Origin of the sequence: Streptomyces sp. SolWspMP-5a-2, from assembly GCF_900091845.1 — a bacterium.
Lineage (GTDB): Bacteria > Actinomycetota > Actinomycetes > Streptomycetales > Streptomycetaceae > Streptomyces > Streptomyces doudnae.
Map to the genome: position 1 here is coordinate 1 of NZ_FMCI01000254.1, position 19,557 is coordinate 19,557.

Consider the following 19,557-nt stretch of genomic DNA (forward strand, 5'->3'; position numbering starts at 1 on the left):
GGGGCGCGTTCCAGCCGACGCGCCCGCAGCCGTCCCGCCGCCGCGCGCAGGGCGGGGCCGTGCAGCGGGTGGGTGAGGCGGACGGCGCCCGTGTCGTCGATGCCGACCAGGCCGTCGGCCTCCAGGCGCTCCAGGACGCGCAGGTCGAGCCCGTCGGCGCCGGACGGCTGGGGCTCGGCGAACGCCAGCCGGTCGAGGGTCTCGCGCTCCTCGGGGTCGGTGCGCTCCAGCACGCGCGCGGCGTGCGCGCGGACGGCCGCGGTGAGCGGCAGCGGGCCGCGCCAGGCCCAGGCGCCGGTGTCCGGCCGCCGTTCCAGGGCGCCGTCGTCCCGGGCGGCGGTGACCAGGTCGCGCAGCAGCCGCAGGTCGCCCCGGGACAGGCGGTGCAGCCGGTTCAGGGTGAGCGGCTCGGGGGCGCCGCCGAGGCCCGCCGTGAGCAGGTCCCCGACGGCCTCGCGGGCCAGCGGTTCCAGGGCGAGGCGGGGCAGCAGCTCGCCGGTCCACAGCCGGGCGATCGCGCCGGGCAGCGGGGCGCCGTCCGCCGCGACGACCAGCAGCCGGGTGCGGCCGTGGACGGCGAGCTGGTGCACGAGGGCGGCCGAGGCGTCGTCGAGGAGATGGGCGTCGTCGACGACCAGCAGGCGTACGGCGGACAGGAGTTGGACGGCCCGGTGCAGGGAGAGCGTCTCGGGCAGGAGGTGCGCGAACGCGGCGAAGGGGAGGTCGCGGGTCCCGGGCGTGCCCGCGACCCTGGCCCGGTCGGAGCCCCGCACGGCCTCGGTGACCAGCCGGGTCTTCCCGCAGCCCGCGGGTCCGGTCACCAGGATGCCCTGCGCGCCCGCGGTCAGGGACCGGCGGACCAGCTCCAGTTCGTCCTCCCGTGCGGTGAACGGCCAGGGCAGTTCGAGGGTCTTCGCTTCGCGTTCGAAAGTCGTCACGGGAGTATGAGCGCGAGTACTCATCCCTGATACAGGGTGACTTGAGTAGATCCCGACTCAGGCGCCCGGGTGGGCCGTTCGGGCAGGCTGTGCCCATGACCGGACGCTACTGCTCCCTCGCGCAGCAGTCGGTCCCCGCGTTCGCGCCGGGGCTGACCGCTGAGCGGCGCGGTGCGCTCATCGGCGGAAGCCGGATGTGGGTCAACGGCACCGTGCTGCACTACTGCTTCTTCGACGGCGACGCCGACGGATCGGTCATCCCCGTGCCGGGGACGGGCTCGGTCCGGCGGGTGTCGTGGGTGGGGGCGAAGGAGCAGCGGGAGGTCGTGCGCGACTGTTTCCGGGAGTGGGGGGACCTGGGCCTCGGCGTCACGTTCGTCGAGGTCGGGGACCGCTCGGAGGCGGAGCTGCGCATCGGCTTCCAGCAGGGTGACGGATCCTGGTCGGCGGTCGGCAGGGACGCCCTCCAGGTCGGTGTGCACGAGCGCACGATGAACATCGGCTGGGACGTGACCGTGCCTGGGGGGCGCGGGATCGTCCTGCACGAGATCGGACACGCGCTCGGCATGCTGCACGAGCACCAGAGTCCGTTCGCCGGCATCCACTGGGACGACGAGGCCGTCTACGCCGAACTGGCGGGCCCGCCGAACTTCTGGGGCCGGGAGCGGACGTTCGCGAACATCCTGCGCAAGCTGGACCCGGACGAGGCCAACGGCTCCGTCTGGGACCCGCAGTCGATCATGGAGTATCCGTTCCCGGCGGGGTTGATCCTGGAGCCGGAGCAGTTGCGGGCCGGGCTTCATCCGCCCGGGTCGCTCTCTCCTGCGGACAAGGAGTTCGCCCTGCGCTGGTATCCGCCGGCCGCCGCGGGGCGGCTGCCGGACCTGGTGCCGTTCCGGTCGGTGCCGCTCGGCCTCGGTCCGGGCGAGCAGGCGGACTTCGTGGTCGAACCACCGGAGACGCGTGACTTCACGGTGGGCACGTTCGGGGAGAGCGACGGTGTGCTGGTGGTCTTCGAGGAGCGGGACGGGGAAGCCCGTTACCTCGGGGGCCATGACGACGGGGGAAGCCGGCACAACGCGACGATCAGGGCCCGGCTGGTGAAGGGCCGTCGCTACTACGTCCGGGTTCGTCTGTACTCCGCGTGGGGTCCGGGGGAGACAGCGGTGATGTGCTGGTAACAGCGCGCACCGCACCGCGCGGTCGGCCGGGCCGAAGGTCCGGCACCGGGGGGATGACCGGGAGACGTTGCCTTCGGGGGAGGGTCCAGCGTCTCCCGGTCTCATGTCCGCCGGGGGCCCGGCCGGGTCGAGGGGGTCCGACCGGGCCCCCGCGGACGCGACCGGGCCTTTTCGGGTCCGTCCGGGCCCCTTCGGGTCCGACGGGCCGCTCAGGTCGTCAGGAGGCCGCCGCCCGGTCCGCGGGGACGGTGTCCGGGTGGGCGAGGCCCAGGTGGTCGCGGAGGGTGGTGCCCTCGTAGTCGGCGCGGAAGACGCCCTGTTCCTGAAGGAGCGGGACGACGGTGTCGGCGAAGGCGTCCAGTCCGGTCGGGGTGATGTGCGGGACGAGGATGAACCCGTCGCTGGCGTCCGCCTGGACGTACTCGTTGATGGTCCGCGCGACGGTCCGGGGTGAGCCGACGAAGTTCTGCCGGTTGCCGGTCTCGATGACGAGGTCGCGGATGGACCAGCCCCGGGCGGCGGCCAGTTCGCGCCACTCGCGGGCGGTGGCCAGCGGGTCCCGGTACATCCGCACCTGGGCCCGGCCGCGCGCGATGTGGCTCTCCCCCAGGTCCGGGTCGATGTCGGGCAGCGGTCCGTCCGGGTCGTAGCCGGACAGGTCGCGGTTCCAGACGAACTCCAGGTGCTTGAGGGCGGTGGCGCCGCTGACCTGCTGCCTGCGCACCTGCTTCGCCAGGTCCTCGGCCTCCGCGTCGGTGTCGGCGAGCACGAAGCTGGCGGCGGGCAGGATCAGCAACTGGTCTTTGCGTCGGCCGTACTTGGCGAGCCGGTTCTTGACGTCGGTGTAGAACGCCTGCCCCGCGTCGAGGGTGGCGTACCGGCTGAAGATGGCGTCGGCGCCTGCGGCGGCGAACTCGCGGCCCTCGTCGGAGTCACCGGCCTGGAAGATCACCGGGCGGCCCTGCGGGGAGCGCGGGACGTTGAACTGCCCGTGGATGTCGAAGTGCTGTCCGGTGTGGACGAACGATCCTGCCTTGGCGTCGCGCAGGAAGGCGCCGGTGTCCGGGTCGGCGAGGATCTCGTCGCCGTGCCAGGAGTCGACGAGTTCGTGGACGGTGGCGAGGAACTCCTTGGCGCGGGAGTAGCGGTGCTCCTGCGGGAGGAAGCCTCCGCGCCGGAAGTTCTCGCCGGTGAAGGCGTCCCAGGAGGTGACGACGTTCCAGGCGGAGCGTCCGCCGGAGAGGTGGTCGAGGCTGGCGAACTGCCGGGCCACCTCGTAGGGCTCGTTGAAGGTGGAGTTGATGGTGCCGGTCAGGCCGAGGCGTTCGGTGACCGCGGCGAGCGCGGCCAGCACGGTGAAGGTGTCGGGTCGGCCGACGACGTCCAGGTCGTAGATCCGACCGCCCTGTTCGCGCAGGCGCAGCCCCTCGGCGAGGAACAGGAAGTCGAACTTGGCGCGTTCGGCGGTGCGCGCGAAGTGGGCGAAGGACGAGAACTCGATGTGGCTCCCGGCCGCGGGGTCGCTCCACACGGTGGTGTTGTTGGCGCCCGGGAAGTGCGCGGCCAGATGGATCTGCTTCAGCGGCTTGCTCATGTCGGTGCGGTCCTTCCGGCTCAGACGGCGGCGTAGCGGTTGGCGGGCCGGTCGAGCCCCAGGTTCCCGCGCAGGGTGTCGGCCCGGTACGCGGTGCGGAAGACGCCCCTGCGCTGGAGTTCGGGGACCAGGGCGCGGGTGACGGCGGGCAGGTCGTGTCCGGCGACGGCGGGCCGCAGCCTGAAGCCGCTGAGGCCGGTCTCCGCGAACTCTTGAAGCAGGTCGGCGAGTTGGGTGGCCGTCCCGGTGAAGACGCGCGCGTCGCCGGTGTACGGCTCACCGGCCAGGGCGTCGAGGCGGCCGCGGCGGTCCTCGGCGGCGGCCGCGTCGTCGTCGAGGAAGACGGTCAGGTCGCCGAAGACGTGCAGGGGTTGGTCGGCGCGGCCGGCGCGTTCCTGCTCGGCGCGGATCTCGGCGACGGAGGCGCGGGCCTGGCCGGTGTCGTGCGGGGTGACGTATCCGACGTCGGCCTGGCGTCCCACCAGCCGGTAGGGGGCGCTCTGGTGGGCCAGCGCGGTGACGAGCGGCTGGCCCTGCGGCGGGCGCGGGGTGATCGAGGGGCCCTTGACGCTGAAGTGGGCGCCCTCGAAGTCGATGTAGTGGAGCTTGGCGCGGTCGACGAAGCGGCCGGTGGCGACGTCCCTGATCTCCGCGTCGTCCTCCCAGCTGTCCCACAGGCGCCGCACGACCTCGATCCAGTCGGCCGCCTCCTCCAGGAGCGCGGTGACGGCGGGGCTGCCGTGGTCCTCGAAGGGCGGGATCACCCGGCGGCCGAAGTGGTCGGCCTCGAAGGGGCGGGCGGTGATCTGGGCGCGCAGTCCGGCGCGTCCGGTGCTCACGTAGTCGAGGGTGGCGATCGCCTTGGAGAGGTGGAACGGCTCGGTGTGCGTGGTGACCACGGTCGGCACCAGACCGATGTGCCGGGTGAGGGGCGCGACGCGGGAGGCGATCAGGACGGCGTCGAGGCGGCCGCGGACCTGGTCGGTGCGGCCGTCGGGCTCGCCGTAGCGGGAGGACTGGAGGCCGAGGCCGTCCTCGATGGTCACGAAGTCGAGCAGTCCGCGCTCGGCCTCGGCGACGAGGTCGGCCCAGTATCCGGCGGTGAACAGGTCACGCGGCCTGGCCACCGGCTCGCGCCAGGAGGCGGGGTGCCAGCCGGTGCCGTCGAGGGCGACGGCGAGGTGCAGGGGGGTGGCGGCCGTCGAAGAGGCCGCGGGCGACGAGGGGGTCGGGGACACGAGGGTGCCTTCCTGGAGGTCCGTACGAGATCACCGGGCCGCTGGGGCGGGCGCGCGGCGGCTGGGGCAACGGGTCAGGAGCAACAGAGCGCGCCGCAGACGCGCTGGAGGTCGATGTGCGGCCGGGTGGTGAGGCGCACGGGACGGCGCGGGTCGAGGGCGCGGACGCACAGGTCGCGTGTCACGCTCCGCCCTCCGTCCGCTCGGCCGCCGTCGCCTGGGACAACCGCACGGCTACGCGGTTTCTTCCGGCGCGGCGGCCCGGATCGCCCCGGGGTGCGCGGAGGGCGCGGTTCCGGTGCGGCGGACCCGGGTGAAGACGGTGCGGCGGCGGAGGGTGAAGCCGATCGACTCGTAGAGCCGGATCGCGTCGGTGTTGTCGGCCGCCGCGTGCAGGAACGGCCGCTCGCCGCGCGCCCTGACGCCCGCGGCGACCGCCCGCACCAGACGGGTGGCCAGGCCCTGGCCGCGGTGGGCCGGGTCGGTGCAGACGGCGCTGATCTCGGTCCAGCCGGGCGGGCGCAGCCGTTCCCCGGCCAGCGCGACCAGCCGCCCGTCGCGCCGGATGCCGAGGTAGGTGCCCAGTTCGACGGTGCGGGGCAGGTAGGGGCCGGGTTCGGTGCGGGCCACGAGGTCGAGGATCTCGGGCACGTCGTCGGGTCCGAGGCGGACGGCCCCGGGGTCGTCCTCGGCCCGCAATGCGGTGTCGACGAGCTGGACGCCGTACCCGGTCCGTACGGTCTCCCAGCCGTCGGGGCCGCCGCGCACCCCGCGCACGGAGGCGGTGCCGCCGGGTCCGACGAGTGCCGCCAGGTCGGCCCAGGCGCGGGGGTCGGCGGGATCGGAGACGGCGTGGAAGGCCGCGACGTCGGCGGGGTAGCGGGCGGCGCGGCCGACCCGTTCGGCGAAGCCCGCGTGCGGCCCGGTGAGCGCGGCCCAGGCGGGGTTGTCGAGGGGGTGGTCCTGACCGGCGGGAGTGCCGTCCAGGTCAGCGGCGGGGGCGGGGGCGGTGGGCATCGGGCGGGTCTCCGGGGCGGGTGAGCGGTGGCGGCGGGCGGGGCGGGGTGGCGCGGTGGTCACAGGACCTTGCTCAGGAAGTCCCGGGTCCGTTCGTGCCGCGGGTGGTCGAGGACCTCGGACGGCGGGCCCTGTTCGACGATCCGGCCGCCGTCGATGAAGACGACCCGGTCGGCGACCTCGCGGGCGAACCCCACCTCGTGGGTGACGATCACCAGGGTGGTGCCGCTGGTCGCCAGGTCCTTGATGACGGCGAGGACCTCGCCGACCAGCTCGGGGTCGAGCGCGGAGGTCGGTTCGTCGAAGAGGATGACGCCGGGGCGCAGGGCGAGCGCGCGGGCGATGGCGACGCGCTGCTGCTGGCCGCCGGAGAGCTGCCTCGGGTAGGCGCCCGCGCGGTCCGCGAGGCCGACCCGGTCGAGGAGTTCGCGGGCGAGGGCCAGCGCCTCGGGCTTGGCAAGCCTGCCGGTGGCGACGGGGGCGGCGGCCACGTTGTCCAGGACGGTCAGGTGCGGGAAGAGGTTGAAGTTCTGGAAGACGAAGCCGATCCGGGAGCGCTGGGTGAGGATGGCGCGCTCGCTCAGCTCCTTCAGCCGGTCCCCCTGGCGGCGCACGCCGATCAGCTCGCCGTTGACACTGACGTACCCGATCTCCGGCTTCTCCAGGTGGTTGATGACCCTGAGCAGCGTGGACTTGCCCGACCCGGACGGGCCGAGGACGACGGTGACCTCGCCGGGGCGCACGGTCAGGTCGACGCCCTCCAGGACCCGCAGCGGGCCGTACCACTTGTGGACGCCGTGCACCTCGACGGCGGCCGGGGTCACGGCCGGGACGGACGCGGTCATACGGCGGCCTCCCGGCGTGCGCGCAGGCGCAGCTCCTTCAGAGCTGAGCGGAGCTTCTGGACCGGCGTCGGCGGCAGGGACCTGGTGGCGCCCCTGGCGTAGTGCCGTTCGACGTAGAACTGGGCGACGGAGACCAGGCTGGTGAGGACGAGGTACCAGACGGTGACCACGAGGAGCAGCGGCACGATGTCGCCCGGGTAGGTGGAGCCCATCGTCTGGACGGTCCCGAAGAGGTCGAGCAGCGAGACGTAGAAGACCAGCGAGGTGCTCTTGACCAGGCCGATGAGCTGGTTGACGTAGTTCGGGGTGATGGAGCGCAGGGCCTGCGGCAGGACGATCCTGGTGAACTGGTACCGCTTGGGCAGCCCGAGCGCGGAGGCCGCCTCGTGCTGGCCCTGGTCGACGGAGAGGATGCCGCCGCGGACCACTTCGGCGGCGTAGGCGGCCTCGTTGAGGCTGAGCCCGACGACGGCGACGACCATGTCGGTGGCGAGCCTCGACTCGTCGAAGGAGAAGAAGGCGGGCCCGAAGGGGACGCCGACGCTCAACGTCCGGTACAGGGCACTGAAGTTGTAGAGGAAGATCAGCACCACGATGAGCGGGATCGAGCGCAGCGCCCAGACGTAGGTCCAGCTCACGGCGCGCAGCACCGGGCTCCGCGACAGCCGGGCGAGGGCCAGCAGGATGCCGCCGAGGAGGCCCAACGCCGCGCTGTAGAGGGTGACTTCGAGGGTGATGACCAGCCCGTCGAGGATCGTGGGGCGCAGGAACCAGTAGCCGAAGCGGTCCCACTGGTAGAAGGGGTTGGTGGCGAGTCCGTGGGCGAACTGCGCCACCAGGACGAGGACGACGGCGGTGGCGATCCACCGCCCCGGCCTGCGCAGCGGCACGACGCGCTGGGCGGTGAGGGGTGGTGGCGGGGTGTCGGCCGCCGGTGCCTCGGCGAGGGACACGGCGGCGCCTGGGGGTTCACTCATGGCGGGCTCCGGCGGAGTCGGATGCCCCGGGCGGCGGCGGTGCGCGGGCACGGTGTGACGCGGGCGGGCGCGGGTGCGGCGGGACCGGGGGCGGGAGGGGAACGGGACACCGGGGAGCCGGTGTTCGTCAGGTGCGCGGGAGCGGGGCGGCGGTCAGCCCCGGCAGCGGGCGCGGCCCGGTGCGGTACACAGTGCGCTGTTCACGCGGAGCAGGTCGACGGAGCGGTCGGCGACGAGCGGTTCGGCGTGCGGGCGTACGCAGCCCGGAAAGCGGCGCGAGGCCGTCCGAGGAGCTGCGTACATGGCGTCCACCCGTCACTGTGCGGTCCCCGAGGGGTTGCGCGCTCCGCCGAGAACGTCGTCAGGTCGTCGGGTCCGGGGCCTGGCGGGCGCCCCGCCGCCGCTGCGGCCGGGCCGGTCGCCGGTCACCCGGACCGTTCCGGGCCGTAAGTAAAGACAGGGTCGCAACGGATGTCAACGCCGGTCCAGGTGCTGGACCTTCGTCACGGGCGGACGGTGTGCGCGGGCCAGTCGAGGATGCGGACGGCCGCGCCCGCGGATTCGAGTCCGCGGCAGCGGGCGCGGTGCCGGCGTTCGACGCCGTCCAGGTCGAGGTGGGTGCCGAAGGCCGGGTGGGCGGTGATCCGGCGGGCGTAGGACCAGAGGGCGGGGTGGTCGGCGATGCGGTGGACGGCGGTGGCGTCGAGGTGCTGGCGGTGCACGGTGTCGAGGTGGACCAGGGTCGTCCAGACCTCGGCGTCCGCGGCGGTGAGGTGCTCCCTGAGCATGTACGCGCGGCCGTCGAGCCAGCGGTCGAGGGCGCCGAGGGTCTCCAGCAGGGTGTCGAGCGCGTCGTCCCGGTCGTCCTGCTCCCCCTGGGCGGCCCCGGCCCGCTGCGCCGCCTCGTCCACGCCCTGCCGGCACATCCGCTCGACGGCCTCGATCTCCGAGTCGGCGCCGTGCGGGTAGGGGGCGGGTCCGGTGCCGCCGAGGCGGGAGAGGTCGCGGGTGATGTCGGGGGCGTGGGTGCTGACGATCCGCCCGGACCAGGCGTCGCTCAGCACGGGCCCGAGGGCGGGTCCCGGGTAGCGGTGGGCGCTGGCCTCGTAGAGCGGGCGCAGGACGGCGTGGCCGCGCTCGGGGTCGTCGGGGACGGCGGGCAGGAAGGTGACCGGACAGTCGGTGCCGAGGCCGAGCAGGCTGTGCACGACGGCGATGCGGAGGCCGTCGGGACAGGCGGTGGACAGGTGCAGCCGGTAGCGGCCGGGCACGGCGTAGTGCCCGCTGCGCGCGTCCCGCCCGATGCGGCCGCGGAAGGCGGGGGCGGTTCCCGCGCCGGTGTGGACGGTGGCGTGGCTGGTCAGCGGTGTGACGGTCATGGATCTCCCCGGGGGCGGGCGCGGACGTGCGCGCGCGGAAGCGACGTCGGACAACGGAGCCGGGTCCACCCGCGCCCGCGGCTGCGGGGGCGCGGGGGTGGGCGGGGGCTCAGGCCAGGGGGTCGATCGCGCTGCAGACGCGCAGCAGATCGATGTGCAGGCGGGAGGTCAGCAGCGACGGTCGGGGTGTGCGGCTCACACCGTCGACGGCCGGCTCAAGGCGCCTCATGTTTCCCTACCTGTTCACTAGGATTCCCATCTGGAGTGTCGGCCCGGGTGGGGACGGCGTCAAGGGGGCGTCCAGTGGGTGGCCGCGGGGGCGCGCGGACGGGTGGGGGACGGGGGATTCGTGCGGGTGGGGGCGCGCGTGCGGGCGCGGGTGGTCGGGGGCGCGCGAGCGGGAGTGGGCGGGCGGGCGCGGGTGGTCGAGAGCGCGCGAGCGGGCGCGGGCGGGCGCGGGCGGGTGGGGCGCGGTCGTAGGCTCGGGGTGTGGCCGAGAACGGACGGACGACCGAACACTCCCTGCGTCTCCCCGACATGCCTCTGCACGACCCGTTCGTGGTCGCCGACGAGGAGACCCGCACCTACTACCTCTACACGTCCAACGAGCCCTCGGTGTCGGGGGTCGAGGGCGTCGGGACGATGGTCTACCGCAGCCGCGACCTGCGGGACTGGGCGCCGCCCGTGGTGGTGTTCCTGGTGTCGGAGCAGGACGGCGTCTGGGCGGCGGACGGCGGTTGGGCCCCCGAGGTGCACAAGTGGCGTGGCCGGTACCACCTGTTCACGACCGTGCACGACGAACGGCGGCCGCTGCCGGTGGGACCGCAGGACCGCTGGGGCGTCCCGTTCCGGCTGCCGGCCCACGCGCGCGGCACGATCACCGCCGTGTCCCGCTCGCCGCTCGGCCCGTTCACCGTGCTCTCCCCCGAACGCCCCACTCCCCCGGCCCACTTGATGACTCTCGACGGCACGCTGTACGTCGATCCCGAGGGCGCGCCGTGGATGGTGTACGCGCACGAGTGGCTCCAGACCGTCGACGGCACCATGGAGGCGGTGCGTCTCGATCCGGACGACCTGTCCCGCGCGGTCGGCGACCCGGTGTACCTCTTCAAGGGCTCGGACGCGTCCTGGCTCGGCGAGCGGATACCGGCCGGTGTCCCGCACCAGCTCCCGCCGTACGTGACCGACGGGCCCCAGCTGTACCGCTCCCCCGGCGGTCTCCTGGTCCTGCTCTGGTCGACGTACGAGAAGGACACGGCGGGTCCCGGGGGCAGCCTGAGCGGCGGCTACGTGCAGACGTACGCGGTCTCGGAGTCCGGTGGGCTGCGCGGCCCGTGGCGGCAGCGGCGCCCCCTGCTGCGGGAGGACAGCGGCCACGGCATGCTGTTCCGCACCTTCGAGGGCGAGCTGACGCTCATCGTCCACCGCCCGTTCGAGAACGCCCGGGGGAAGCTGTACGGCATGGAGTTCACCGCCGACGGCCTGCGGGTGGCGCGTCGCCGGGACGATCTGGACGGGGGCGGCTGAGCACCGTCCGAGCGGTGTCCGGGCGGGAGGCGCGACCGGCGGTCACCGCGCCCGCACTCCCCGTGGCCGCCCGCGTCCCGCAGGAGGGGGCGCGGCCGTCATCGCCGCCGAAGAGGGGGCGGACACACGAAAGGCAAGGAGAATCACTCTCCCTGCCGTACTCAAGGTATAGCGCATGGGGGGCCTTGCGGCAAGGCCCCCCATGTGCCGCAAAATCGCCCCTCGAAGCCGGAACCCGCGCAGATCGGTGCCGCGCGGACCCTGCCGTACGGGCGTCCGCGGGACAGGACCGCGCGCGGGGACCGGCCGGAACCCCGGATCTCGGTGAATGGGCGTAGTGATGATTGACGTGATCGTGGTCGGCGGTGGGCCGACCGGCCTGATGCTGGCGTCCGAGCTGCGGCTGCACGGCGTGGAGGTGGTCGTGCTGGAGCGGCTGACCGAGCGGACCGGGCAGTCGCGCGGGCAGGGACTGCACACCCGCAGCGTCGAGATCATGGACCAGCGCGGCCTGCTGGACCGCTTCCTCGCGGTGAGCACGAAGTTCCAGACGGGCGGGTTCTTCGGCGGCGTCCACAAGCCGTGGCCCGAGCACCTGGACACCGCGCACCCCTACGGCCTCGCCACCCAGCAGCCGGTCACCGAACGGCTGCTGGAGGAGCGCGCCCTCGAACTCGGCACCGACATCCGGCGCGGCCACCAGGTCACCGGGCTGCGCCAGGACGACGACGGCGTGACCGTCGAGCTGGCGGACGGCGGCGTGCTGCGCTCCCGCTGGGCCGTCGGGTGCGACGGCTCCCGCAGCACGGTGCGCACGCTGCTCGGTGTCGGCTTCCCCGGCGAGCCCGCCAAGGTCGAGACGCTGCTCGGCGAGATGGAGCTGACCGAGGACCCGGCGACCATCGCCGCCGTCGGCGAGGAGGTCAGGAAGACCCAGCTGCGCTTCGGCGCCATGCCCCTCGGGGACGGTGTGTACCGAGTCGTGGTGGCCGCGGACGGGGTCGCCGAGGACCGTGCGGCCCCGCCCACCCTCGACGACTTCCGGCGGCAGCTCCGGGCGTTCTCCGGCACCGACTTCGGGGCCCGCGCGCCGCGCTGGCTCTCCCGGTTCGGCGACGCCACCCGGCAGGCCGAGCACTACAGGGTGGGCCGGGTGTTCCTGGCGGGCGACGCGGCGCACGTCCACCCGCCGACCGGCGGACAGGGCCTCAACCTCGGTGTCCAGGACGCGTTCAACCTCGGCTGGAAGCTGGCCGCCGCGGTCGTCGGCTGGGCGCCGCCCGGCCTGCTCGACAGCTACCACGCCGAGCGGCACCCGGTCGGCGCGCGGGTGCTCGACAACACCCGGGCCCAGATGACCCTGTTGGGCTCCGACCCGGGTGCGGTGGCGCTGCGCGGGCTGCTGTCCCGGCTGATGGACTTCGACGAGGTGAACGCGTACGTCACCGGGATGATCACCGCCGTCGGGGTCCGCTACGACCTCGGCGAGGGCCACGACCTCCTCGGCCGGCGCCTGCGCGACCTGCGTCTGAAGGACGGCCGCCTCTACGAACTCCTGCACGAGGGGCGGGGGTTGCTGCTCGACCGCACCGGGCGGCTCTCGGTGTCCGGCTGGGCCGACCGGGTCGACCACGTCGTCGATCCCGTCGCGGAGGAGGAACTGGACGCCCCCGCCCTGCTGTTGCGCCCCGACGGCCACATCGCGTGGGTCGGGGACGGGCAACCGGGGCTCGTCGACGCCCTCACCGCCTGGTTCGGCACCGGGAAGTGACGGAGACACCGGGGCTCACGCGTCGTCGGCCGGCCCCGGCAGCACCGCGCACACCACCACCGTCGTGACCAGGACCACGGCCGCGGCCGTCACCCAGGTGATCCGCATGGCCTGCGCGAACCCGTCGTGGGCCGCCCGCGCCACCAGGTGGGCCCGCGCTCCCCGGCCGTCGGCCGCGAGGTCCCGCGCCACCTGGAGGGTGCCCGCCACCGATCCGTTCGCGCGCCCCTCGCGTTCCGGGCCGAGGCCGTCGACCGCCGGGCCGATCCGGGACCGGTAGGCCGCGTTGAGCACGGAACCGAGGACGGCGGCCCCGAGCGAGGCGCCGACCTGGCGGAAGGTGTTGTTCACCGCGGAGGCCGCGCCGGACTCCGCGGCGGGCAGCGCGGCCACGATCGCCCCGGTCGACGGCGGGTGCACATGCGCGGTCCCCGCGCCGAACACGAACAGGTACGCCTCGAAGACCCAGACCGGCGTGGACCGGTCGACCGTCGCGAGGCCGAGCAGACCGGCCGCCATCACCGCGAGGCCGCCGGTGCAGACGGCCCGCACCCCGAACCGGGTGACGAGCCGCTGCACCCGCGGCGCGAAGATGATCAGGGAGGCCGCCAGCGGCAGCACGCACACGCCGGTCGCCAGCGGACCGTAGCCGCGCACGCTCTGGAGGTAGAAAGTGATGACGAAGGTGCCGCCGACCAGCGTGAAGTAGAGCACCCCGAGCGAGGTCGCCGCCGCCGCGAACCCGCGCTCCCTGAAGTACCGCACGTCCAGCGCCGGCCGGGGCACGCGCCGCTCCCACAGGACGAACGCGACGAGCAGCGCGAGGCCCGCGGCGAGCGGCAGCACCGCGTCCCGGTCCGTCCAGTCGTTCAGCTCACCGGCCCGGATCACCCCGTAGACCACGCCGAGCAGACCGAGTCCCGAGAGGGCGATGCCCGGCAGGTCCGTGCGGCGGGCCGGGGCGGCGGCGGGGCCGCGGGTGTCCGGCACGACGAAGAACATCGCGACCAGGGTGACGAGGACGACGGGCACGTTGACCAGGAACACCGACCCCCACCAGAACCGCTCCAGCAGCGCGCCCCCGATGATCGGGCCGAGGGCGACGGCCACTCCGACCACCGCGGTCCACACGCCCAGCGCCCTGGTGCGCCGCTCGCCGGGGAAGACCGCGGAGACGACGGCCAGGGTCGCGGGCATGATGAGCGCCCCGGCCGCCCCCATCAGGGCGCGCAGGGCGATGAGTTGCTCCGGGGTCATGGCCCACGCCGACAGCGCGGAGGCGACGCCGAACAGGGCGATGCCCGCCAGGAGCGGCCTCCGGTGGCCGACCCGGTCGCCCAGCAGCCCCGAGCCCAGCAGGAGAGCGGCGTAGGTGAGCGTGTAGGAGTCGACGGCCCACTGCAACTGGCCGTGGTCCGCGCCGAGTCCGACGGGGGCGGGCTCGGCGAGGGTCTTCAGGGCGACGTTGAGGATGGAGTTGTCCATCGACACCAGCAGCACCGCGGACAGGACGACGGCGAGGACCAGGGTGTGGCGGGATTCACGGCCGGTCTCCTCGGACGTCCGCTGCGGCAGGTCGGGCGCGGCGGGGACGGATGCGCTCACGGTCCTGGGTCCTCTCGGGGACGGGGGCGAGGGGTGGGGAGGCTCGACGGGCGGTGACGGTGACGGGAGCGGATTCCGGGGGCGGGAGCGGGTTCCGGGGGCGGGAGCGGGTTCCGGGGGCGGGAGCGGGTTCCGGGAGCGGGTTTCGGGGCGGGAGCGGGTTCCGGGAGCGGGTTTCGGGGGCGGGAGCGGGTTTCGGGGGCGGTCCGGGCCGCCCGCGCGTCACGGCACACACCGACCCGCGCGTCCTTATGTACCGAATCGCACCCCTCCCCGGCAACACCGCCATCCCCCACCGACACACCTCGCGCTCCGCGCACTCCCCCGGCGCGCACCTCCGCCTTCTCCTGCGCGCCTCCGCCCTGTCCCGCACGCCCTCACACCCGCCCGCCGCTCCCCCCTTCAGCGGCTCGGGGTGTTGCGCCGGGGGAGCCAGCGCGCTTCCGCCTCGGCGAGTTCGTCCTCGCCCTGGAGCGCGAAGACCTCGGCCAGCGGCGCCACCGTCCCCTCCACGTTCCGCAGGTGCTGTTCCGCGAAGATCGTCGACGCGGTGATCTGCATGGCGCGCAGCGCCGAGCGCATCAGGTGGTTGGCCCAGACGACGGTGGAGATGCCGTCCTCGGCGAAGACCTCGGTGGGGGTCCGGTAGTAGGCGGTCGGCACGATGACGACGGGCAGCCGGTCCCCCCACTCCGCCTTGAACGCGCGGACCTCGCCCGCGTCGGCGCGGGCCGAGTGGACGAGGATCGCGTCGGCTCCGGCGCGCCGGTACAACTCGGCCCGGCGCAGCGCCTCGGCGAGCCCGAGGCCCGCGATCAGCGCCTCCGTCCTGGCCACGACGACGAAGTCCTGGTCCTGCTGCGACGCCTTCGCGGCGCCGATCTTCCCTGCGAACTCCTCGGCATCGGCCAGTGGTTGGGCGCCGCCGCGCACGAAACTGTTCGTCTTCGGGAACAGCTTGTCCTCGACGCAGACCCCGGCGACGCCGCGCTGTTCGAGCTTGCGGACCAGGCGCCGGACCGAGTTGAAGTTGCCGTAGCCGGTGTCGCCGTCGAGCAGGATCGGGATCCTGGTCGCGTCGCTCATGAACTCGGCGACCTCCAGGACCTGGGTCCAGCTCGCCTCGTTGCTGTCCCGGACCCCCAGCGCCGCCGCGATGGAGAGGCCGCTGGCCCAGATGCCCTCGAACCCGGCCTGTTCGACGAGCTTCGCCGACAGGCCGTTGTGCGCCTCCATGAGGAAGGTCAGCTCCGCGCGCTCCAGCAGGTGCCGGAGCGCGGCGGTCCTGCCGACCGTCCGGCCGGTGGCGGTCATGAGGCGGGCGCCGCGGCGGCGGGCGGGTCGAGCAGGGCGCGCAGCCGGGTCGCGATCTCGGGGAGGGCGAGCGGCACCCGGGGCGCGGGGACGGGGTCGGTGGTCACCTTGATCTCCAGCAGCCGTGGCCCCGGCTGGGACATCAACGTGTCGTAGGCGGACTGGAGTTCGGCGAGGGAGTTGCAGCGGGCGGTCGCGGCGTAGCCGAGCAGCGCGGCGGTCGCGGCGAACGGCACGGCGCCCTGGACGGGCTGGCCGCCGGTGGAGTCGTAGCAGCCGTTGTTGAAGACGACGTGGAGGAAGCCGGGGACCGCGGAGGCCGCCGCGCTGACGAGGGTGCCGAACCGCATGAGGACGGCTCCGTCGCCGTCGAGGACCGCGACCGGGCGCCGTCCTGCGCGGGCCAGGCCCAGTCCGACGGCACCGGCGCAGCCCATGGAGCCGCTGAGGTAGAGGTGGGTCGGCCGGTCGCCCGCCGCGTACAGTTCGCGGCTGGTGAGTCCGGTGGTGGTGATGACCACCTGGTCCGCGGGCAGTCGCTCGCGCAGCCGTCTGATGGCCTCGGCGCGGCTCAACGCCGGTGCGGCGGACGGCGGTCGGCGCGGTGCGGCGGGGGCGGGCGGCACCGGGGCCGTGAGGTCGCGGAAGGAGCCCTTGCGGGTCAGCAGGCAGTACGGCCTGCGGGTGGCCGCCATGACGCACTCGGCCTCCTCGATCGCGCGGAGGAACCCGTCGGGGTCGCCGGGCAGCCAGGCGTGGCGGATGCCGACGTCGTCGAGGATGCGGGCCGTGGTGCGGCCCATCACGTCGTGGTGGGGTTCGTCGCGGGTGCCGGGCTCGCCGCGGACGGAGACCAGGAACAGGACCGGGATGCCGTAGGGCAGGCAGAGGGAGGCGAGCGGGTTGAGGGCGTCGCCGAGCCCGGAGTTCTGGAGCGCGACGGCGACGCGGCGCCCGGCCAGCCAGGCGCCGGCGGCGACCGAGATCGCCTCGCCCTCGCAGGTGGCCGGGAAGTAGACGATGTCCGGGCGCCGGGCGGCCCGTTCGAGCAGGGGGGTGAGGTAGCTGCACGGGACGACGGCGAGTTCGCGGTAGCCGTGGGCCACCAGGGTGTCGAGGACGACGTCGGGGTCGAGGGCGGGGGCGTCCCCGGGCGGGGCGGGCGCGTTCACGGTCACCTCGCCTGGATCCGGTGCATGAGGCGGCGGGCGCCGTCGGGGATCGCGTCGCGGCGGTGCATCATGACGCGGTTGTCCCAGACGACGAGGTCGCCGGGGCTCCAGCGGTGCGGCCAGGACGGGGCGGGGTCCTCGCAGTAGCGCCAGAGGTCGTCGAGGAGGGCGTCGGACTCGGCGAGGGAGAGGCCCGGGATGTAGGCGTGGAGCCGACGGCCCAGGTAGAGGGCCTTGCGTCCGGTCTCGGGGCGGATCCGCACGAGGGGGTGGACGGCGCCCGACGAGGTGGTGACGTCGTGGACGGGGGTCCGGCCGTGGCGCAGGTCGCCCGCGGCGGTGCGGCTGTCGTCGTGCTTGCAGGACAGCGGGGCGATCCGTTCGCGCAGCGCGACGGGCAGGCTGTCGTGGACGGCGGTCATGTCGAGGAACCAGGTGTCACCGGCCGCCTCGGGGGTCTCGACGGCGTAGAGGGCGCTGGCGAGGGCGGGTTCGGGCACGTAGCACATGTCGGTGTGCCAGCTCAGGTCGCCGCCGCCGAGGTGGCCGACGCGGCGGCCGTTCTCGACGATGTTCGAGATGATCATGATCTCGGGCGGCAGCCCGGTGGTGTCGACGACGTCCTCCTGGACCGGCACCGGGACCGGGGTGCCGAAGATCGCGCCGAACCGCACGAGGTCCTCGGGGGTGAGGTCGCAGCCGTGGAACACCAGGACCGGATGGTGCAGCCAGGCCTCCTTGATGCCGGGGGCCGCTTCGTCGAGCCGGTCCGACGTGAGCGGGGGCAGGGTGGCGAACGGCGGTACGGGGGGCTCAACGCCGTTGACCCGATGGTGCGTTGCCATGGGGGGTCCTCCTTTCTGCGGAGGCGGGAGCAGGGGCGGGGGCTGTGGCGGGGGCGGGGGTGGCGAACAGCCGCCGGGTCAGGTCGACGAGGTCGGCGACCGCGCAGCGGGTCAGCGGCGGGGTGCGCAGCCGCTCGACGGCGAGGGCGCGGAGCCGGTCCACCTCGCGCAGGGTGGCACCCGCGGCGTCGGCCCCGTCGAGCAGCCGCATGATCTCGGCGGTCTCGTGGTCGCCCGGTTCCGGGTGGGCGAGCAGGTCCCGCAGGCGGCTGCGCTCGGCGGGGGCGCAGGCCAACTGGCCCGCGACGACCGGGTAGGTCTTCTTGTGGCCGCGCAGGTCGCTGTGCAGGGGTTTGCCGTTGCGTTCCTCGCTGCCCCACAGGCCGCGGTGGTCGTCGACGATCGAGAACGCGGTGGCGACGAGGGCGCCGAACTCCCGGAAGGCGGCGCGGATCTCGCGGTCCGGGGTGCTGACGGCGGCGGCGAGTTCGATCCCGCAACGGATCAGGCAGGAGCGGCCGAGGGCGACCGTCCTGACCTCGTCGAGGGTGATGTCGAAGCGCTGTTCCCAGTCCAGGTCGAGGTGCTGGGCGTCGGCCATCTCCAGGCAGGACTCCAGGAGCGTCCTGGTGAGGTCCCGGGTCGCGGTGTGGGTGAGGCCCTGGTCGGGATAGTCCTGGAGCGCGTCCAGGCCGACGACGTAGATCCCGGCGGCGGCGGTCATCGCGTGTCCGGTGCCGTGGCTGACCCAGAGCGCGGGGCGGTTCCTGCGGATGCGGTCGCGGTCCATGATGTCGTCGAGGATGATGCTGAAGTCGTGGACGAGCTGCACCGCGATGGCCGCGGGTATCGCCGCGTGGTGGTCGGCGCCGATCGCCCGCGCGGTCAGCAGGGACAGCAGGGGCCGGACCCGTTTGCCGCGGGCGTCGGGGGCCGTCGGGCGGCCGTCGTCCCACGCGCGCCAGTCCATGTGGTCGGCGACCATCCGGCGGAACGTCTCGGAGCGGGGCCGCTCCCGGTGCAGGAAGGCGAAGAGTTCGTCGTCGAACTGGGCCAGTAACGCGTCGGGGTTCATGGCCCGATCCGTTCGGCGGCGACCATGAGGTAAGCGATGGACGAGGTGTCGTAGCCGTCGATGAACAGCTTCTCGATGGTGTCGCTGTGCTCGCTGCGGCTGCGCAACTCCCAGTAGGGCAGGGCGTCTTCGTCCATCTGCGCGACGTGGTAGGGCACGAACCCGGAGGCCAGCAGCGCGCGCAGGTAGGCGCCGCGGGTGTGCATGGTGCAGGCGTAGTGCCGGTCGATCGCGGCGATGATCTCGTCGCCGGTGCCGCTCTCGTCGACGGCCCAGGTGGCGAGGACGTAGCGGCCGCCCGGCTTGACGATGCGGGCGAACTCCGCGAACAGCGGGCGGAGATCGGCGACGTACATGGTGACCTCGTTGGTGAGGGCGGCGTCGACGGTCGCGGTGGGCAGGCCGGTGCGCAGCATGTTCATGAAGTGGAAGCGCACCCGGTCGGCGCAGCCGCGTTCACGGGCGGCGCGTTCGGCGAACCCGCGCTGGTAGCGGGAGATGGTGGCGCCGTCGACGGAGCAGCCGAGGCGTTCGTGGGCCATGAACGCGGTGCCGCCGCGGCCGGAGCCGCCGTCGAAGACGCGGTGTTCGGGGCCCAGTCCGTCGAGCAGGTCGAGCAGCCGTTCGGTCTGGGCGTTCTCCAGCTCGTGCAGCCGCCGCTGGATCTCCGTCTCGTCCCGGAGGGCGCCGGGCGACCGGTCGAAGTCGCCGATCCCGAAATGGTGGTGGACGAGGTTCGTGTCCTTTCCGAGCAGCAGGTTGAAATCGTTCTGTTTCTCGTCGTACATCCGCGCGACTTCCCGCTCGTACGCGGTGTCGATGACGGCCGGGCCGCCATTCGGCGCGTTCAGTTCCGGCTCCGGTGAGTTCAGCGACGCTTTTCTCATGTCGGTTCCTCGTCGTGGTGAGGTGATGCCTGTGTCTCCGGGGTGTCCGACGGATGTCGGCAGGGGCCGGAATACGATGCCGGTGGTTTTCCGGCCGGGTCGTTACGGCGGATTTCCGGCCGGGCTCCGGAGAGAGGGACGGAAAGGGCGCGCGTGGTCCCGTCCCGTTCCCGCCGTCGTCTTCCCGCCCTC

At 73.8% G+C, this 19,557-nt stretch carries 16 protein-coding genes and 1 pseudogene; 3 read left to right on the forward strand and 14 right to left on the reverse strand.

All coding sequences use genetic code 11. The features are described from left to right. Positions 1-962: pseudogene (locus tag GA0115242_RS25815) on the reverse strand (hypothetical protein); the annotation flags it as partial. A gap of 71 nt (positions 963-1,033) precedes the next feature. On the opposite strand from GA0115242_RS25815, the gene GA0115242_RS25820 reads away from it, so the two are divergent. Beyond that, positions 1,034-2,119: a beta-glucuronidase AbsR1 gene (locus tag GA0115242_RS25820; RefSeq protein ID WP_093832480.1), complete on the forward strand. Its 1,086-nt coding sequence runs from the start codon at positions 1,034-1,036 to the stop codon at positions 2,117-2,119. Positions 2,120-2,336: 217 nt separating this feature from the next. Here the strand turns inward: GA0115242_RS25820 and GA0115242_RS25825 are convergent, their stop codons facing one another. The 7 genes from GA0115242_RS25825 to GA0115242_RS25850 all read right to left on the reverse strand — a co-directional run bounded on the left by GA0115242_RS25825 (position 2,337) and on the right by GA0115242_RS25850 (position 9,169). After that, on the reverse strand, positions 2,337-3,713 hold the full coding sequence (locus GA0115242_RS25825; protein ID WP_093832483.1) for an NtaA/DmoA family FMN-dependent monooxygenase: 1,377 nt from the start codon (positions 3,711-3,713) through the stop codon (positions 2,337-2,339). Positions 3,714-3,733: 20 nt separating this feature from the next. Then, positions 3,734-4,951 (reverse strand): LLM class flavin-dependent oxidoreductase, encoded by a 1,218-nt coding sequence (locus tag GA0115242_RS25830; protein WP_093832485.1) that lies wholly within the window; start codon positions 4,949-4,951, stop codon positions 3,734-3,736. A gap of 74 nt (positions 4,952-5,025) precedes the next feature. Next, positions 5,026-5,136, reverse strand: a complete 111-nt coding sequence (locus GA0115242_RS42555; RefSeq protein WP_311638446.1) for a putative leader peptide — start codon at positions 5,134-5,136, stop codon at positions 5,026-5,028. A 49-nt stretch (positions 5,137-5,185) separates the two neighbouring features. Next, entirely contained in the window at positions 5,186-5,968 is a 783-nt protein-coding gene (locus tag GA0115242_RS25835; RefSeq protein WP_093832487.1) for a GNAT family N-acetyltransferase, read from the reverse strand. A 59-nt stretch (positions 5,969-6,027) separates the two neighbouring features. Further along, on the reverse strand, positions 6,028-6,813 hold the full coding sequence (locus tag GA0115242_RS25840) for an amino acid ABC transporter ATP-binding protein (protein ID WP_093832489.1): 786 nt from the start codon (positions 6,811-6,813) through the stop codon (positions 6,028-6,030). Then, positions 6,810-7,790, reverse strand: a complete 981-nt coding sequence (locus GA0115242_RS25845; protein ID WP_093832491.1) for an amino acid ABC transporter permease — start codon at positions 7,788-7,790, stop codon at positions 6,810-6,812. The genes GA0115242_RS25840 and GA0115242_RS25845 overlap by 4 nt, the downstream gene beginning before the upstream one ends. A 503-nt stretch (positions 7,791-8,293) precedes the next feature. Continuing rightward, complete coding sequence (locus GA0115242_RS25850; RefSeq protein ID WP_093832492.1) at positions 8,294-9,169, reverse strand: glutathione S-transferase C-terminal domain-containing protein; 876 nt, start codon at positions 9,167-9,169, stop codon at positions 8,294-8,296. Between the two features lie 537 nt (positions 9,170-9,706). Between GA0115242_RS25850 and GA0115242_RS25860 the strand changes: the two genes are divergently transcribed. Together GA0115242_RS25860 and rox are read left to right on the forward strand one after the other, a co-directional pair. Beyond that, positions 9,707-10,696, forward strand: a complete 990-nt coding sequence (locus GA0115242_RS25860; RefSeq protein WP_093832542.1) for a glycoside hydrolase family 43 protein — start codon at positions 9,707-9,709, stop codon at positions 10,694-10,696. A gap of 340 nt (positions 10,697-11,036) precedes the next feature. Further along, positions 11,037-12,467: a rifampin monooxygenase gene (rox, locus tag GA0115242_RS25865; protein ID WP_093832496.1), complete on the forward strand. Its 1,431-nt coding sequence runs from the start codon at positions 11,037-11,039 to the stop codon at positions 12,465-12,467. Between the two features lie 15 nt (positions 12,468-12,482). On the opposite strand, the gene GA0115242_RS25870 is transcribed toward rox, so the two are convergent. The 6 genes from GA0115242_RS25870 to GA0115242_RS25895 all read right to left on the reverse strand — a co-directional run bounded on the left by GA0115242_RS25870 (position 12,483) and on the right by GA0115242_RS25895 (position 19,365). Next, the gene (locus GA0115242_RS25870) at positions 12,483-14,072 is read right to left on the reverse strand and encodes an MFS transporter (RefSeq protein WP_093832498.1); all 1,590 of its coding nucleotides are present in this window, start codon (positions 14,070-14,072) and stop codon (positions 12,483-12,485) included. Positions 14,073-14,474: 402 nt separating this feature from the next. Continuing rightward, entirely contained in the window at positions 14,475-15,386 is a 912-nt protein-coding gene (gene aepX, locus GA0115242_RS25875; protein WP_093832500.1) for a phosphoenolpyruvate mutase, read from the reverse strand. Next, complete coding sequence (locus GA0115242_RS25880; RefSeq protein WP_141721748.1) at positions 15,383-16,558, reverse strand: thiamine pyrophosphate-dependent enzyme; 1,176 nt, start codon at positions 16,556-16,558, stop codon at positions 15,383-15,385. Before GA0115242_RS25880 ends, aepX begins: the two co-directional genes overlap by 4 nt. A gap of 2 nt (positions 16,559-16,560) precedes the next feature. Next, positions 16,561-17,403: a TauD/TfdA dioxygenase family protein gene (locus GA0115242_RS25885; protein ID WP_093832504.1), complete on the reverse strand. Its 843-nt coding sequence runs from the start codon at positions 17,401-17,403 to the stop codon at positions 16,561-16,563. Beyond that, a complete protein-coding gene (locus GA0115242_RS25890) occupies positions 17,372-18,478 on the reverse strand; it encodes a polyprenyl synthetase family protein (protein WP_093832506.1) in 1,107 nt (368 codons plus the stop codon). Before GA0115242_RS25890 ends, GA0115242_RS25885 begins: the two co-directional genes overlap by 32 nt. Continuing rightward, positions 18,475-19,365, reverse strand: coding sequence for an SAM-dependent methyltransferase (locus GA0115242_RS25895; RefSeq protein WP_093832508.1), 891 nt, complete (start codon positions 19,363-19,365; stop codon positions 18,475-18,477). The genes GA0115242_RS25890 and GA0115242_RS25895 overlap by 4 nt, the downstream gene beginning before the upstream one ends. Positions 19,366-19,557: the final 192 nt, after the last annotated feature.

Coding starts and splice junctions, on each gene's coding strand:
- GA0115242_RS25820 (WP_093832480.1), top strand. CDS start 1,034: ATGACCGGACGCTACTGCTCCCTCGCGCAGCAGTCGGTCCCCGCGTTC.
- aepX (WP_093832500.1), bottom strand. CDS start 15,386: ATGACCGCCACCGGCCGGACGGTCGGCAGGACCGCCGCGCTCCGGCAC.
- GA0115242_RS25860 (WP_093832542.1), top strand. CDS start 9,707: ATGCCTCTGCACGACCCGTTCGTGGTCGCCGACGAGGAGACCCGCACC.
- GA0115242_RS25825 (WP_093832483.1), bottom strand. CDS start 3,713: ATGAGCAAGCCGCTGAAGCAGATCCATCTGGCCGCGCACTTCCCGGGC.
- GA0115242_RS25835 (WP_093832487.1), bottom strand. CDS start 5,968: ATGCCCACCGCCCCCGCCCCCGCCGCTGACCTGGACGGCACTCCCGCC.
- GA0115242_RS25890 (WP_093832506.1), bottom strand. CDS start 18,478: ATGAACCCCGACGCGTTACTGGCCCAGTTCGACGACGAACTCTTCGCC.
- GA0115242_RS25840 (WP_093832489.1), bottom strand. CDS start 6,813: ATGACCGCGTCCGTCCCGGCCGTGACCCCGGCCGCCGTCGAGGTGCAC.
- GA0115242_RS25845 (WP_093832491.1), bottom strand. CDS start 7,790: ATGAGTGAACCCCCAGGCGCCGCCGTGTCCCTCGCCGAGGCACCGGCG.
- GA0115242_RS25885 (WP_093832504.1), bottom strand. CDS start 17,403: ATGGCAACGCACCATCGGGTCAACGGCGTTGAGCCCCCCGTACCGCCG.
- GA0115242_RS25895 (WP_093832508.1), bottom strand. CDS start 19,365: ATGAGAAAAGCGTCGCTGAACTCACCGGAGCCGGAACTGAACGCGCCG.
- GA0115242_RS25850 (WP_093832492.1), bottom strand. CDS start 9,169: ATGACCGTCACACCGCTGACCAGCCACGCCACCGTCCACACCGGCGCG.
- rox (WP_093832496.1), top strand. CDS start 11,037: ATGATTGACGTGATCGTGGTCGGCGGTGGGCCGACCGGCCTGATGCTG.